Source organism: Yersinia sp. 2540 StPb PI, assembly GCF_052217165.1.
Classification (GTDB): Bacteria; Pseudomonadota; Gammaproteobacteria; order Enterobacterales; family Enterobacteriaceae; genus Yersinia; species Yersinia enterocolitica_E.
In genome coordinates this window covers 268,084-283,602 of the sequence record NZ_JAZGQC010000001.1, presented here as the reverse complement: position 1 = coordinate 283,602, position 15,519 = coordinate 268,084, and the positions used below count along the sequence as shown (strand labels likewise).

The following is a 15,519-nucleotide window of genomic DNA, read 5'->3' as shown; positions in this document are numbered from 1 at the left end:
CATGAGAGAATTAGGAGCGTGTCAGATGGCGGATAGCTTCATCACGACCAATCGTTTTTTTGATAATAAGCATTATCCTCGCGGGTTCTCGCGCCACGGCGATTTCACCATTAAAGAGGCGCAATTACTAGAGCGCCATGGCTACGCCTTCAACGAACTCGATCTCGGAAAACGCCAGCCTGTAACGGAAGAAGAACAGTTGTTTGTTGCTGTTTGTCGCGGCGAACGTGAGCCCGTCAGTGCCGAGGAGAAAGTCTGGTCCAAATATGTGACCCGAACTCGTCGTCCTAAACGCTTCCATACTCTATCAGGCGGCAAGCCGCAGATGGATGCGGTGGAAGATTATACCGATAGCGACGATTAATCCCCTCTTATCCTTCGTCCTAGAAATCGCAGGGGTGTTAGCGGCGCACTCTTACCCGAATCACTTACTTGAGTAAGTTCATCGGGATGCGTTTGCTTGCTGCCTACCTGCGATTCCAATGACGTTGGATATCAGATAGGTGTTTGATAATAGGGGGTTTTTCTCCCCTATTTACATCAGGCTCTTGTGTAACTGCAACAGCAGCCGGTCCATACAACGATAGCTCAGTGCTTCAGAAAGATGATTTCTTTGGATGTAATTCTCCTGAGCGAGATCGGCAATGCTCCGCGCTACTTTTAAAATATGGTGCCAGGCGCGTACCGACAAACCCAGCGTCAGCAGGACTTGCTCCAGAAAGGCCGCATTCTCAGGAGCGAGGGAGCAATATTCGGCAATTTCTTGGCTATTAAGCTGAGAATTTATCTTCCCTGCTCGATCCAATTGCCTCTGCCTTGCCTGCAATACTCGTAGCCTAACCGTTTCACTGCTTTCCCCTTGATGTTTCTGAGCCCCCAGCATACCTGATGGCAGCAATGGCACCTCTATCGACAAATCAAACCTGTCCAGAAACGGCCCCGACAATTTTGCCAGATAACGCAGAATCTGTTGTGGCGGTGTACGGTTATGGACACCCTGATAATGGCCACTGGGGCTGGGGTTCATTGCGGCAATCAGTTGTACTTTGGCAGGAAAGCACACTTTAGCCGCTGCACGAGAAATGATAATTTCGCCTGATTCCAGTGGCTCGCGCAGTGAATCCAGCACCCGACGTTCAAATTCGGGTAATTCATCCAGGAAGAGTACACCATTGTGCGCCAATGAGATTTCACCGGGGCGTGGAATAGAACCACCGCCAATCAGTGCCGCCATTGAGGCGCTATGGTGGGGGGCGCGAAAAGCCCGGCAGCGCCATTGGGCGGGTAGCGCGTTACTGTGCAGTAGACCGTTAATGGCCGCGGCCTCTAATGCCTCTTGATCCGTCAGCGGCGGCAATAATCCAGTTAACCGATTTGCCAGCATCGTTTTGCCCGTTCCTGGTGGCCCGAGTAATAGCAGGTTATGGCCCCCCGCCGCAGTAATTTCTAAGGCTCGCTTAGCCTGTGACTGCCCGATGATATCTTGCAGGTCGAGGCTGCTATCCCACTCTGGTGCAGATTCAACTAGCTGGCCCTGATCAAGGGTATTTTCACCCTGTAAAAAACCGCACACGGCTAACAAGTGATCGGCAACCCGGCTGTTACCTTGTGGAATAAGACCTATCTCAAGATTATTCGCGACCGGAAGAATTAATTGCCGCTGAACTTGGCTACTGGCGAGTGCTGCCGGAATTGCGCCGCTAACCCGCCTTAGCGCCCCTGATAGGGCTAACTCACCCAAGAACTCATAGTGGGTTAATTTATCCGCAGGAATCTGCTCTGACGCTGCCAGTATTGCTAAAGCGATAGGGAGATCATAGCGGCCACCCTCTTTCGGCAAGTCTGCCGGTGCCAAACTAACGGTGATACGTTTCGCCGGAAAGGTGAATCCACTGTTGATTAATGCGCTCCGAACCCTATCTCGAGCCTCTTTTACGGTGGTTTCCGGTAATCCGACCAAAATCAATCCGGGGAGCCCATTGCTGATATGAACTTCTACTGTAACCGGTGGGGCCTGAATGCCTAATGTGGCGCGGGTATGAATGGTTGCTAGTGACATGGTGCTTTCCTTTGCCGTGATGTGTCCTTAGGGCTACCGGGACTTTTATTAATCGACCGGGCTGAGATACGAGGTAGCCGCAGCAGTGTGCCCTAGGTCTTTTTTGAGTACAGCGAAAAAGAATTGATTTGCGAACGCTCGCGAGAAATTTCGCTGCAAGGGAAGTATCAAAATTAAAAATTGCGATACGGTACGCAAAAAAAGGCCAAACTACTGATATGAGTATTACTAATTGATAAATAATATATTTGTGTCATATCGTGTAGCGGCTCACAGAATAATAATTTAAATAAATATTGTCAGATAACCAATAACTGTGATAACTCTGTAGGTATTCGTTCGACACTGACAGATGAACAACCTAATTATGAAAGCGATTGTCCAAGTGATTAACCTAGTCCTAATTAGCGTGGTGGTGATTATTATCCCACCGTGCTGGGCTGCACTTGGACGAATAAAGGCATAAAAATCAAGCCTTAATCTCAAGAGAACCCCCGCACCGAAAGGTCCGGGGGTTTTTTTATTGGTACGTTAAAGACGCGAGGAACATAAAATGCACAACAGAATAAAATCCTGTGCCTCCCGCAAAAGGTCGGGGAAATAACTATGAATGGTGCTCAGTGGGTGGTTCAAGCGTTGCGTGCGCAGGGTGTTGATACGGTATTCGGCTATCCGGGTGGGGCAATAATGCCTGTCTACGATGCTTTGTATGATGGTGGTGTCGAGCATTTGCTCTGCCGCCATGAGCAAGGTGCTGCGATTGCTGCCATTGGCTATGCCCGTGCAACCGGTAAAGTCGGGGTGTGTATTGCCACTTCTGGCCCTGGAGCCACTAATCTGATCACCGGTTTGGCTGATGCATTGCTGGATTCTGTGCCGGTCATTGCTATCACCGGTCAGGTGGGGTCTGCTTTAATCGGTACTGATGCTTTTCAGGAGATTGACGTATTGGGCTTGTCACTTGCCTGTACTAAACACAGTTTTCTGGTTGAATCATTAGAGGCGTTGCCTGGTATCATGGCGGAGGCGTTTGCCATTGCTACCAGTGGCCGCCCTGGACCGGTTTTAATCGATATTCCGAAGGATATTCAGTTAGCTGTGGGTGATTTAACTCCGCACCTGATGCCAGTTGAAGAGCATCTTGTTGATTCTGCCGCCGAGTTACAACAAGCCTGGGATATGCTGGCAACCGCGCAAAAACCGATGTTGTATGTCGGTGGCGGGGTTGGCATGGCACAGGCCGTTCCTGCTTTACGTGCTTTTATCGAGGTAACGGGTATTCCTGCGGTTGCCACTCTGAAGGGCTTAGGTGCGCCGGATACTAATCACCCGTGCTATCTGGGGATGCTGGGGATGCATGGCACTAAAGCCGCAAACTTTGCGGTGCAGGATTGCGATTTACTGATAGCGGTTGGTGCGCGGTTTGATGACCGTGTTACCGGCAAGCTGAATACATTCGCCGCAAAAGCAAAAGTTATCCATATGGATATCGACCCGGCTGAATTGGGTAAATTGCGTCAGGCGCATGTCGTGTTGCAGGGCGATTTGAAAGTATTGCTGCCCGCATTACAGCAACCGTTGGATATCCAGCCGTGGCGTGATGAGGTCATGGCATTGAAACACCAGCATAGCTGGCGCTACGATCACCCTGGCCAGGCAATTTATGCTCCGTTGTTACTGAAGCAGATATCTGAGCGCAAAGCACCGCAAGCGGTAGTGACTACCGATGTGGGCCAGCACCAGATGTGGACGGCGCAGCATATGAACTTTACCCGGCCTGAGAATTTCATCACCTCCAGCGGTTTGGGCACGATGGGTTTTGGTGTGCCGGCCGCGGTTGGCGCACAAATGGCCCGCCCTGATGACATGGTTATCTGTATCTCCGGTGACGGTTCGTTTATGATGAATGTTCAGGAGTTGGGCACGATAAAACGAAAACAGTTACCGCTGAAAATCGTATTATTAGATAACCAGCGATTGGGTATGGTTCGACAGTGGCAGCAACTGTTTTTTGATGGACGTTATAGCGAAACCAATCTTTCTGATAACCCCGATTTCATCACACTGGCCAGTGCGTTTAATATCCCCGGCCAACGTATCACCCGCAAAGACCAAGTCGACGCCGCTCTGGATGCGCTGTTTAACAGCGAAGGCCCTTATCTGCTCCAGGTTTCCATCGACGAACTCGAAAACGTTTGGCCGTTAGTGCCGCCAGGCGCAGGTAATGAAACCATGCTGGAGAAAATCTCATGATGCACCATCAATCCTCTATCCAACATCAAATCTCTATCCAAGCCCGCTTCCGCCCTGAAATGTTAGAGCGTGTATTGCGGGTTGTGCGGCACCGTGGCTTCCAGGTTTGTGCTATGAATATGTCGCCAATGATTAATGCTGAGAATATTAATATTGAATTGACCGTTGCCAGCGGGCGACCTGTCGATTTACTGTCTTCTCAGTTAAGTAAGCTTATGGATGTCGCCTGCGTCGAGATCCTACAACCTAATACATTACAGATACGCGCCTGATGCGCCACAAGGAAAGAAAAGAATGACGAAGAAAGCTGATTTTATTTGGTTTAACGGTGACATGGTTCCGTGGGCAGAGGCTAAAGTTCACGTGATGTCTCACGCGTTACACTACGGCACGTCAGTCTTCGAAGGTGTCCGTTGCTACGACTCCCACAAAGGTCCGGTAGTTTTCCGTCACCGCGAACATATGCAGCGTTTACATGACTCAGCTAAAATTTATCGTATGCCGGTTTCCCAGTCGGTTGATGAGCTGATGGAAGCCTGCCGTGCGACATTGCGTAAAAACAATCTGACCAGCGCGTATATCCGCCCGTTAGTGTTTATTGGTGATGTCGGCATGGGTGTGAACCCGCCAGATGGCTATAAAACAGATGTGATAATCGCCGCGTTCCCATGGGGTGCTTATCTGGGTGCGGAAGCATTGGAGCAAGGCATTGATGCCATGGTGTCCTCATGGAACCGTGTGGCACCCAATACCATTCCAACTGCGGCGAAAGCCGGTGGTAACTACCTGTCTTCCTTGCTGGTGGGCAGCGAAGCACGCCGTCACGGCTATCAGGAAGGGATTGCGCTGGATATTCATGGCTTCTTGTCTGAAGGTGCGGGTGAAAACCTGTTTGAAGTAAAAGATGGCATCCTGTTCACGCCGCCGTTTACCTCTTCAGCCCTGCCGGGTATCACTCGTGATGCGATTATCAAACTGGCGAAAGATATGGGTCTGGAAGTGCGTGAGCAAGTGTTGTCACGTGAATCTCTCTATTTGGCGGATGAAGTCTTTATGTCCGGTACTGCGGCAGAAATTACCCCGGTACGCAGCGTAGATGGTATTCAGGTCGGTATTGGTAAACGTGGCCCGGTTACCACCAAGATCCAACAAGCGTTCTTTGGCCTGTTCACCGGTGAAACTGAAGATAAGTACGGTTGGCTGGATCCAATCAATAATCAATAAAAACTGACAGACAGAATCAGCAGGTGGTTCGTTCGCCACCTGCAACACAGAATACATTGGAGTGAAGAGACAATGCCTAAGTACCGTTCCCATACCACCACTCATGGCCGCAATATGGCCGGCGCTCGTGCACTGTGGCGCGCTACCGGTATGACCGATGATGACTTCGGCAAACCGATTATTGCAGTGGTTAACTCATTTACCCAGTTTGTACCGGGCCACGTTCATTTGCGCGACTTAGGCAAGCTGGTAGCGGAGCAAATTGAAGCGTCTGGCGGCGTGGCTAAAGAGTTCAACACTATTGCGGTGGATGATGGGATCGCGATGGGCCACGGCGGCATGCTCTATTCACTGCCTTCACGTGAATTGATTGCCGACTCCGTAGAATACATGGTTAACGCCCATTGCGCGGATGCCATGGTGTGTATCTCTAACTGCGACAAAATTACCCCAGGGATGCTGATGGCGTCTCTGCGTTTGAATATTCCGGTGATCTTTGTGTCCGGCGGCCCGATGGAAGCGGGTAAAACCAAGCTGTCCGATAAAATCATCAAACTGGATCTGGTGGATGCCATGATCCAGGGCGCAAACCCGAATGTCAGTGATGCCGACAGTGAGCAGATTGAACGCTCTGCCTGCCCGACCTGTGGTTCCTGCTCGGGGATGTTTACTGCCAACTCGATGAACTGCTTGAATGAGGCGCTGGGTCTGGCGCTGCCAGGTAACGGTTCACTGTTGGCGACCCATGCTGATCGTAAACAACTGTTCCTCGATGCTGGTAAGCACATTGTTGAGCTGACTAAACGTTATTACGAACAGGATGATGTTAGTGCCTTGCCGCGCAGCATCGCGAACAAAGCCGCATTTGAAAACGCCATGACGCTGGATATCGCGATGGGTGGCTCGACCAACACCGTACTGCACTTACTGGCCGCAGCACAGGAAGGGGAGGTTGATTTCGATATTAGCGATATCGACCGTTTATCTCGCCAGGTGCCTCATTTGTGTAAAGTTGCGCCGAGCACGCAGAAATATCATATGGAAGACGTGCACCGTGCGGGGGGGGTTATGGGTATTTTAGGCGAACTGGACAGGGCTGGCTTGCTTAACCGCGAGGTGCGTAATGTGTTGGGGCTGAATCTGACCGATACGCTGGAAACCTATGACGTGATGCTGACCGGTGACGAAGGGGTCAAGCAGATGTACGCCGCAGGCCCGGCGGGTATTCGTACCACTAAAGCCTTCTCGCAGGATTGCCGCTTCCCATCACTGGATACTGACCGTGAAGAGGGTTGTATCCGTACTCGCGAACATGCTTACAGCCAAGACGGCGGTTTAGCTGTGCTGTACGGCAATATCGCCGCGAACGGTTGTATTGTTAAAACCGCCGGTGTGGATAAAGAGAGCCTGACCTTCCGTGGCCCGGCAAAAGTGTATGAGAGTCAGGATGATGCGGTAGCAGCGATTCTCGGCGGTAAAGTTGTGGCGGGTGACGTGGTCGTTATCCGTTACGAAGGGCCAAAAGGCGGGCCGGGGATGCAGGAAATGCTCTATCCGACCACCTATTTGAAATCCATGGGATTAGGCAAGAGCTGTGCTTTGCTGACTGATGGCCGTTTCTCCGGCGGGACGTCTGGTTTGTCGATTGGTCATGTTTCACCAGAAGCGGCCAGTGGCGGCCTGATTGGTCTGGTGCAGGATGGCGATTTCATTGATATCGATATCCCGAACCGTGGCATTGTGTTGGATGTGAGCGAATCTGAGCTGACCGCTCGTCGTGAAACTGAAGAAGCCCGTGGCGATGCTGCCTGGTCGCCTAAAGCCCGCGAACGTCAGGTTTCTTATGCACTGCGCGCTTATGCTCTGCTGGCAACCAGCGCCGACAAAGGTGCTGTGCGCGACAAAAGTAAGCTGGGAGGCTAATACCCATGGCGGTATCACAACCCTTATCTGCTGCCCCTTGCGGGGCAGAATATCTGCGGGCGATATTGCGCGCGCCGGTGTATGAGGTGGCACAAGTCACCCCGTTGCAAGTGATGGAAAAAATCTCTTCCCGCCTGGCTAATACCATTTTGGTTAAACGTGAAGACCGCCAGCCAGTGCACAGTTTTAAGCTGCGTGGTGCTTATGCGATGCTGGCGGGTCTGACAGAAGAGCAGAAAGCCTGTGGTGTGATAACAGCCTCTGCCGGTAATCATGCGCAAGGTGTCGCGCTCTCAGCCAGTAAGCTGGGTATCAAGGCACTTATCGTGATGCCGGTAGCAACCGCTGACATCAAAGTGGATGCCGTGCGCGGTTTTGGTGGTGAGGTGCTGCTGTTCGGTGCCAATTTCGATGAAGCCAAAGGCAAAGCTATCGAGTTATCCCAGCAGCAGGGTTATACCTTTATTCCGCCGTTTGACCATCCGGCCGTTATCGCCGGGCAGGGGACGCTGGCGATGGAGTTACTCCAGCAAGACGCACACCTTGATCGGGTTTTTGTCCCGGTCGGTGGCGGTGGGCTGGTGGCCGGTGTGGCGGTGCTTATCAAGCAACTGATGCCACAGATTAAAGTGATCGGGGTTGAAGCGGAAGACTCAGCTTGTTTACGCGCCGCACTGGATGCGGGCAAGCCGGTTGACCTGGCCCGTGTTGGGTTATTTGCCGAGGGTGTCGCCGTCAAACGTATTGGCGATGAGCCATTCCGCCTGTGCCAGGAGTATTTGGACGAGGTGATCACCGTCGACAGTGATGCTATCTGTGCGGCAGTAAAAGATTTATTTGAAGATGTGCGTGCCATCGCCGAACCTTCTGGTGCTTTGGCGCTGGCGGGCCTGAAAAAGTATGTCCAGCAGCATAATATCAAAGGCGAACGTCTGGCCCATGTGCTGTCCGGGGCTAACGTGAACTTCCACGGTCTGCGCTATGTGTCAGAACGTTGTGAGCTGGGCGAGCAGCGCGAAGCTTTGCTGGCCGTGACTATCCCCGAGAAAAAAGGCAGTTTTCTGCGTTTCTGCGAGTTGCTGGGGGGGCGTTCGGTCACTGAATTCAACTACCGTTATGCGGATGCCGATAATGCCTGCATTTTCGTAGGGGTACGTTTGACGCGCGGCTATGCCGAGCGGGCAGAGATATTGGCTGAGCTACAGGCAAAAGATTATCAGGTGGTGGACCTATCTGACGACGAGATGGCCAAACTGCATGTGCGTTATATGGTGGGTGGCCGACCTTCCAAACCATTGCGTGAGCGGCTGTACAGCTTTGAATTCCCTGAATCACCGGGCGCATTGCTGAAGTTCTTGCATACATTAGGTACGCACTGGAATATCTCTTTGTTCCACTATCGTAGCCATGGCACTGATTTTGGCCGGGTATTGGCAGGGTTTGAGTTGTCAGATTCTGAGCCGCAATTTGAAGAGCACCTGGCCGCTTTGGGCTATGATTGCCATGATGAAACCAACAACCCGGCGTTTAAGTTCTTTTTGGCGGGTTAAGTTTTGGCTGGATGAAGTGGCGGTGAATACCTATCAATAACAATAAAACTCAGGGCTAATAAGTGCTGAGTTTTTTATTTCTACTTAGTTATATTTAATCTTCTTATATATTCTCAAAAATAAGCATTCCAAATGAAATTCAGTATTAGTGCAGCGTAATATCATCTGTGGATTTATTAATTGAGATGAATAATATCGCAATTAATTACCACATGGTTGAATGTTTATTTTTTTTCATGGTTTGAATAATATATGGAGTTTTTATATGAGTGAAACATTAGCCTTGATTAAGGCATCAATTAAGCCATCGGCACCTGACTACATACCCCCTACACCGCTAAGTAGTCGTTTTAATCCCCTGCAAAACGCAATTCAGTCTTATTCAATGCCCGATGGGGCGACAACAATTGAAACAACGCGTCGCAAAGGGGAGATCATTAGGCTAATTGTAACAAAAGAACACATTGATGCTGCAAGCAATAAGATGGTTGAAGTGAAAACCTTTGATGCAGCTACCAATACGATGAATCAGGCTATCGAGCACTTTGATTTGAAGAGTAATATGACTAATAGGGTCGTTGAAAGCTTTAGCTATGATTCGGTTAAAAAGGCGGTTCAATTGGGAGAAACCTCGGTAATAGAACAAAGCTTCGATGCTAAAAATAATATAACTCGCCGCGCTGAACAGATATTTGATGCTGCTGGTGGAACCATTTATAGCGTGATTAATCCCGATCCCAACGTAAACAGTACCAACAATTTGCAAAGCGATGTCTGCCAACTGGCAAATGAGATAAACAGTTTCCTTACCAAAGAGAGCGCTCCTGCTCCTGTGGAGGCGACTATGGGTAATCCTTTAACTCTGGGGCCGAGGAATCTTGTTCCCGTCATGAATTACTCTTCTCGATTGTAAACTACAGCAGCCCCCAAAATGCTTCGATTAACGGCTCATTGAGCCGTTTTTTGGGTACACAAACCCCCAGTTCAAATGGCTCGACCAACGAGATATCATCCAGCAAGGAAATGCGGTTGCGCACCGGTTCCGGGCTGTTATCCACCACTACCGATGGGATCAGTGCCACACCGCAGCCCAATGCTACCATTGATACAATCGCCTCATGGCCGGAAACCGTAGCATAAATCAATGGGTTACTGATGCGTTGACGGCGGAACCACAAATCAATGCGTTTTCGTGATGGGCCATGCTCAGGCAAAATAAAGGGGACCGTGGCCCAATCGGGCTGTTCCACCGAAACCTGTGAACGCACTGCGCAAGGCAGTGCTGGTGCAATCAGAACCAGTGGAATCTCGCCAATCTGGGTAAAGGCAATGCTGGTGGGGAGCACTTCAGGGCGACCCGCAATACCGAGATCAGCCTCATTCGATTGCACTTTATCCACCGCATCGGCGGCATCACCGGTAGTGAGTTTGATTTCAACCAACGGATGGCGTGCGCGAAAGCGATCCAGAATGGGGGGCAAATGGCTATAAGCGGCGGTGACCGAACAAAATAGCCGCAGTTCACCACTGAGCGATGGCCCATGCTGGCCTAGTGCATGGCGCAGTTGCTGGTACTGTAGCAATGTCTGTTGAGCAAAAGCCTTGAGCTGTGTACCGGCATCGGTCAGTTGCACCGTGCGGTTGTCACGTAAAAACAGGGGCTGTCCGAGCGTCTCTTCCAGCCGCTGGATCTGGCGCGACAGGGTGGATGGACTGACGTGTGTCGCTTTAGCCGTGCGGCCAAAGTGGCGGCTTTCAGCCAAATGCAGAAACAATTTCAGGTCACGTAAATCCATAACAGACAGCCTCTTAGGTGAGAAGAGCTATTGTATTGCATAAGAAATAAACTGTATTGCAGAATTTGCAACGTCACATTGTTAATATATCAATTTCAGCAATGTGTTTCCTGTCATATAGTGAATCCAAGATAATCCCCGGCCCAGACAGGGGATGTGAAAAACAGCAACACACAACATTAGCTACACAAACACAATATTCGTTTGCAGTAACCAAAATAAATAGCTGCACCCACAAAACAGAACCCGAACGGAGTAATACCATGGCTAACTATTTCAACACATTGAACCTGCGTCAGCAGTTGGCGCAATTAGGTAAGTGTCGCTTTATGGCACGTGACGAATTTGCCGATGAAGCAAGCTACCTGAAAGGTAAAAAAGTGGTGATCGTCGGCTGTGGCGCACAAGGCTTGAACCAAGGCTTGAACATGCGTGACTCTGGCCTGGACGTGGCTTACGCTCTGCGTAAAGAAGCGATTGCTGAGAAGCGTGCTTCATGGCGTAAAGCGACTGAAAATGGCTTCAAAGTAGGTACTTACGAAGAGTTGATCCCACAGGCTGATTTGGTGGTTAACCTGACACCAGACAAACAGCACACCGCAGTGGTTCAGGCAGTTCAGCCACTGATGAAAGATGGTGCAGCACTGGGTTACTCTCATGGCTTCAATATCGTTGAAGTGGGTGAGCAAGTTCGTAAAGACATCACTGTGGTGATGGTAGCGCCGAAATGCCCTGGCACTGAAGTTCGTGAAGAATACAAACGTGGTTTTGGTGTGCCGACGCTGATCGCGGTTCACCCGGAAAACGATCCTAAAGGCGAAGGCATGGCGATTGCCAAGGCTTGGGCGGCAGCAACCGGTGGCCATCGCGCGGGTGTGTTGGAGTCCTCTTTCGTTGCGGAAGTAAAATCTGACCTGATGGGTGAGCAGACTATCCTGTGTGGTATGTTGCAGGCCGGTTCATTGCTGTGTTTCGATAAGCTGGTTTCTGAAGGTACTGACGCGGCTTATGCTGAGAAACTGATTCAGTTCGGTTGGGAAACCATTACCGAAGCGCTGAAACAAGGCGGGATTACGCTGATGATGGACCGTCTGTCCAATCCGGCTAAACTGCGTGCTTATGCGCTGTCTGAACAGTTGAAAGAAATCATGGCTCCGCTGTTCCAAAAGCATATGGATGACATCATTTCTGGTGCTTTCTCTAGCGGCATGATGGCTGACTGGGCGCAAGACGATGTTAAATTGCTGAACTGGCGTGAAGAGACCGGCAGAACAGCATTCGAGAATGCGCCACAGTTTGAAGGTAAAATCTCCGAACAAGAATACTTTGACCACGGTGTATTGATGATTGCCATGGTGAAAGCGGGCGTTGAGCTGGCATTCGAAACTATGGTTGACTCCGGTATCATCGAAGAGTCTGCATATTATGAATCACTGCATGAGTTACCATTGATCGCCAATACCATCGCTCGTAAGCGCTTGTATGAAATGAACGTGGTTATTTCTGATACGGCTGAATACGGTAACTACCTGTTCGCGAACGCGGCGGTTCCGTTGCTGAAAGGCAAATTCATGGATTCACTGCAAGCAGGGGATTTGGGTAAGAGCGTTGCCGGTACTGCGGTTGATAACGCGCAACTGCGTGATGTGAATGAAGCCATTCGTAACCACCCAATTGAAGCCGTAGGCCACAAACTGCGTGGCTATATGACCGATATGAAACGTATCGCAGTTGCGGGCTAAGTCCCTTTTGTCTTTGACCCGCTGCGTTATTAGCGGCGTTTAACTCTGGGTGAAACAGGCCGCTGCCATTAAATAATGGCAGCGGCTTTTTTTATCTCAAATTTAAGCCATATCTTGCAGACGAAAATTTATTAAATTAATGCTATCCCGGCCCGAAAAAAATCTTGTACGGTGTTAATCGTGGTTTAACACACCGCAGACAAACTCAGTATTAAACTCTATTAATCATAATATTCTTATGAAGGTAATGACGCACCTCGCTAATTAGCGGGGTGTTTTTATTTGTGGGTCTGGCAAAGCTAAAGAATAAAACTCATGACATTTAAATAATGTTAAGGAGGTGAAAAAGATAAATAGGTTTAGCAGTCAATATTCTCGTTAATTATAAAAACTTAAATAAGGAAATAAAGTATGGGAAAAGGACACAGTAATATCATGGGTCAGGGCCACCGTGGCTCAACTGATGGCGTCAAGGGCGTGCCGAGAGGGCTTAGTGCTGGAAATCCTAATATACTTCTACCACCGACAACCAGCCGCCAAGCACCTTTACTTTTACTCCAGCACAACCGCCCGGCATGGATATCAGCTCGGTATTACCACAACCTGCCAGTGCGCCGGTCTTCCCGCAGCATACTGGAACCGATATCACTTTTCTGGCGACAAAGCGAGCACTGACGTTCCTTGCACATGAGGAGATGGATTTCCACGATTACATCATTTGGTTCCCAGCAGAGTCGGGGCTGGAACCGGTGTATGTTTATCTAAGTACATCTAAAGGGTCATATCCTCATGGTATCAAACATTACCCACCTAAGAATATGAAGTGGGACGATATTGTTAACTCGACTAAATCAGGTCCGGCAAAATTCAAACAAGGTGTTAATATCCCTGAAGTTGATCAAGAAGTTTGGTTGACAGGGATTTCAGTAACTAATGGTCAATCTTGGAAAGTTAAGGAATTTAGAGATGTTCAAGGTGCATATAAAGGAAAGGAAACTTGCTGGGTAGTAACTAAAGAATCGGGGGGTGTTATTCACTCTCATCCAATTGGTGAAACCGAATCTAGGAGATTAATAAAATGAACAAAGAATTAAAATTATTTGGTGACATATTATATATAAGTAATGCTGAATATATATATAATGATCTGCATTCTATTCAAAAAGATGATGGGTTGTCGGATGTTATTGACCTTCTTGATGAGGATCTACTACAGATAAAATATCTAAATGGCTCTATTGTTGATGTTGGTTGGTATCCTTCTTTTGACGAGAGTGGTTATTTTAAAGTTATGTCTATTAGACGTGATGACTGGGAGAATCCCATTTACTCTAGTACTTTAGGGTTTAACCTTAACCAGTTGTTGGAAGAAATTAAAATAGCCATATCAAAAATTTAGCTATTGGCCCACTTAGTTTCTAAAGTGATAATATAAGCCGCCTTTCTGGCAGTTTATATTTTCATGATTTATAATTCTGTAATTAATGAGTCGGTTATATGATATAAATAGTTCTAAGTTCGGATGAGGAAATGTTAACTTTTCTATCTTAATACCTATGTATTTCATGGGGGTAAAATTTATTAAATTAATGCTATCCCGGCCCGAAAAAAAATCTTGTAAGGTGTTAATCGTGGTTTAACACATCGCAGATAAACTCAGTATTAAACTCTATTAATCATAATATTCTTATGAAGGTAATGACGCACCTCGCTAATTAGCAGGGTGTTTTTATTTGTGGGGCTGGCAAAACTAAAGAATAAAAATAATGACATTTAAATAATGTTAAGGAGGTGAAAAAGATAAATAGGTTTAGCAGTCAATATTCTCGTTAATTATAAAAACTTAAATAAGGAAATAAAGTATGGGAAAAGGACACAGTAATGTCATGAGTCAGGGCCGCCGTGGCTCAACTGATGGCGTCAAGGGCGTGCCGAGAGGGCTTAGTGCTGGAAATCCTAATATCTTTTTACCACCGACAGCCAACCGCCACATACTTTTATCTTTACCCCGACGCGGCCACCCGGCATGAATATCGGTTCGGTATCGCCGCCACCGGCCAGTGCACCGGTCTTTCCGCAGCATACCGGAACGGATATCAGCTTCGATCACTCCAATCTTAGCATGACATTTTTGTCTCCGAACGAGATTGATTTCCACGATTACGTCATTTGGTTCCCAGCAGCGTCGGGGCTGGAACCGGAGTATATTTATCTTAAAACGCCACGGGATGAGCCGGGAGTGGTCACCGGTCGTGGGCAGCAAGTTGCAGGCGTTTGACTGGCAGAGGCGGGTAAGGGGCTGGGGGTACCCATCCCGGCACAAATTGCCGATAAATTACGTAGCAGAAAGTTCAGTAGTTTTGATAGATTTAGGGAAGCGTTTTGGCAGGAGGTTGCGAATGACCCTGAATTGGCTGGGCAGTTTATCCCGAGAAATGTGACCCGAATGAAGCATGAAAGATCCCCTAGAGCTAGATTTGTTGATACTGTGGGAAAAAGACGCTCTTTTGAAATACACCATGTAAAACACATTCGTGATGGTGGAGATGTTTATAATGTAGATAATTTGCATGTGATAACACCCAAAAGACATATAGAGATTCACTCAAAGAAGGGCGAATGAAATGAAATTAAAATATAAGCTAGAAGAATATACGGAATCTGAATTCATTGAACTGATCTCAATAATAATTTCAGATGAAGGTTCAGAGGATGAATTAGATTTTCTTTTGGAGAATTTTATACAAGTTAGTGAGCACCCTTCAGGAACAGATTTAATTTATTACCCAGAAGATGGCGCAGACGATAGCCCTGAAGGAATACTTAAATTAGTCAAGAAATGGCGGGCCGAGAACGGCAAGCCCGGATTCAAAGAATAATATATATCGTTAATTAATAATATAAGCCGCCAGTTCATTCTGGTGGTTTATATTTACTTTATTAATTATTCGCTTAAATATAAATACTCTATT

General features: G+C 48.3%; 16 protein-coding genes and 1 pseudogene. 15 read left to right on the top strand and 2 right to left on the bottom strand.

The features are described 5' to 3' along the window. Nucleotides 1-25 precede the first annotated feature (25 nt). Complete coding sequence (locus V1956_RS01285) at nucleotides 26-364, top strand: DUF413 domain-containing protein (protein WP_005190326.1); 339 nt, start codon at nucleotides 26-28, stop codon at nucleotides 362-364. 171 nt (nucleotides 365-535) lie between these two features. Here the strand turns inward: V1956_RS01285 and V1956_RS01280 are convergent, their stop codons facing one another. Continuing rightward, the gene (locus tag V1956_RS01280) at nucleotides 536-2,059 is read right to left on the bottom strand and encodes a YifB family Mg chelatase-like AAA ATPase (protein WP_372560099.1); all 1,524 of its coding nucleotides are present in this window, start codon (nucleotides 2,057-2,059) and stop codon (nucleotides 536-538) included. 367 nt (nucleotides 2,060-2,426) lie between these two features. On the opposite strand from V1956_RS01280, the gene ilvL reads away from it, so the two are divergent. The 7 genes from ilvL (at nucleotide 2,427) to V1956_RS01245 (ending at nucleotide 9,922) form a co-directional block, all read left to right on the top strand. Further along, nucleotides 2,427-2,525, top strand: a complete 99-nt coding sequence (gene ilvL, locus V1956_RS01275) for an ilv operon leader peptide (protein ID WP_442824736.1) — start codon at nucleotides 2,427-2,429, stop codon at nucleotides 2,523-2,525. Between the two features lie 140 nt (nucleotides 2,526-2,665). Beyond that, complete coding sequence (ilvG, locus tag V1956_RS01270) at nucleotides 2,666-4,312, top strand: acetolactate synthase 2 catalytic subunit (protein WP_442824735.1); 1,647 nt, start codon at nucleotides 2,666-2,668, stop codon at nucleotides 4,310-4,312. Further along, nucleotides 4,312-4,584, top strand: coding sequence for an acetolactate synthase 2 small subunit (gene ilvM / locus V1956_RS01265; RefSeq protein ID WP_372560674.1), 273 nt, complete (start codon nucleotides 4,312-4,314; stop codon nucleotides 4,582-4,584). The genes ilvG and ilvM overlap by 1 nt, the downstream gene beginning before the upstream one ends. A 22-nt stretch (nucleotides 4,585-4,606) precedes the next feature. Then, a complete protein-coding gene (locus tag V1956_RS01260; RefSeq protein WP_442824734.1) occupies nucleotides 4,607-5,536 on the top strand; it encodes a branched-chain amino acid transaminase in 930 nt (309 codons plus the stop codon). Nucleotides 5,537-5,608: 72 nt separating this feature from the next. Next, entirely contained in the window at nucleotides 5,609-7,459 is a 1,851-nt protein-coding gene (ilvD, locus tag V1956_RS01255; protein ID WP_083161840.1) for a dihydroxy-acid dehydratase, read from the top strand. Nucleotides 7,460-7,464: 5 nt separating this feature from the next. Next, nucleotides 7,465-9,009: a threonine ammonia-lyase, biosynthetic gene (gene ilvA / locus V1956_RS01250; protein WP_442824733.1), complete on the top strand. Its 1,545-nt coding sequence runs from the start codon at nucleotides 7,465-7,467 to the stop codon at nucleotides 9,007-9,009. Between the two features lie 265 nt (nucleotides 9,010-9,274). Next, nucleotides 9,275-9,922, top strand: coding sequence for a hypothetical protein (locus V1956_RS01245; protein ID WP_442824732.1), 648 nt, complete (start codon nucleotides 9,275-9,277; stop codon nucleotides 9,920-9,922). A gap of 1 nt (nucleotide 9,923) precedes the next feature. Here the strand turns inward: V1956_RS01245 and ilvY are convergent, their stop codons facing one another. After that, complete coding sequence (ilvY, locus tag V1956_RS01240) at nucleotides 9,924-10,805, bottom strand: HTH-type transcriptional activator IlvY (RefSeq protein WP_005190304.1); 882 nt, start codon at nucleotides 10,803-10,805, stop codon at nucleotides 9,924-9,926. 263 nt (nucleotides 10,806-11,068) lie between these two features. On the opposite strand from ilvY, the gene ilvC reads away from it, so the two are divergent. The 7 genes and pseudogenes from ilvC (at nucleotide 11,069) to V1956_RS01205 (ending at nucleotide 15,426) form a co-directional block, all read left to right on the top strand. Further along, nucleotides 11,069-12,547: a ketol-acid reductoisomerase gene (gene ilvC, locus V1956_RS01235; RefSeq protein WP_372560096.1), complete on the top strand. Its 1,479-nt coding sequence runs from the start codon at nucleotides 11,069-11,071 to the stop codon at nucleotides 12,545-12,547. Nucleotides 12,548-13,068: 521 nt separating this feature from the next. Then, nucleotides 13,069-13,629 (top strand): annotated as a pseudogene (locus tag V1956_RS01230) (S-type pyocin domain-containing protein); the annotation flags it as partial. Next, complete coding sequence (locus tag V1956_RS01225) at nucleotides 13,626-13,946, top strand: hypothetical protein (RefSeq protein ID WP_442824731.1); 321 nt, start codon at nucleotides 13,626-13,628, stop codon at nucleotides 13,944-13,946. The pseudogene V1956_RS01230 and the gene V1956_RS01225, both read left to right, overlap by 4 nt. Before the next feature lie 463 nt (nucleotides 13,947-14,409). After that, entirely contained in the window at nucleotides 14,410-14,577 is a 168-nt protein-coding gene (locus tag V1956_RS01220; RefSeq protein WP_420075585.1) for a hypothetical protein, read from the top strand. Next, nucleotides 14,547-14,825, top strand: coding sequence for an S-type pyocin domain-containing protein (locus V1956_RS01215; RefSeq protein WP_420075586.1), 279 nt, complete (start codon nucleotides 14,547-14,549; stop codon nucleotides 14,823-14,825). The genes V1956_RS01220 and V1956_RS01215 overlap by 31 nt, the downstream gene beginning before the upstream one ends. Next, on the top strand, nucleotides 14,826-15,170 hold the full coding sequence (locus V1956_RS01210) for an HNH endonuclease signature motif containing protein (protein ID WP_372560673.1): 345 nt from the start codon (nucleotides 14,826-14,828) through the stop codon (nucleotides 15,168-15,170). A 1-nt stretch (nucleotide 15,171) separates the two neighbouring features. After that, entirely contained in the window at nucleotides 15,172-15,426 is a 255-nt protein-coding gene (locus V1956_RS01205) for a bacteriocin immunity protein (protein ID WP_372560094.1), read from the top strand. Nucleotides 15,427-15,519 lie beyond the last annotated feature (93 nt).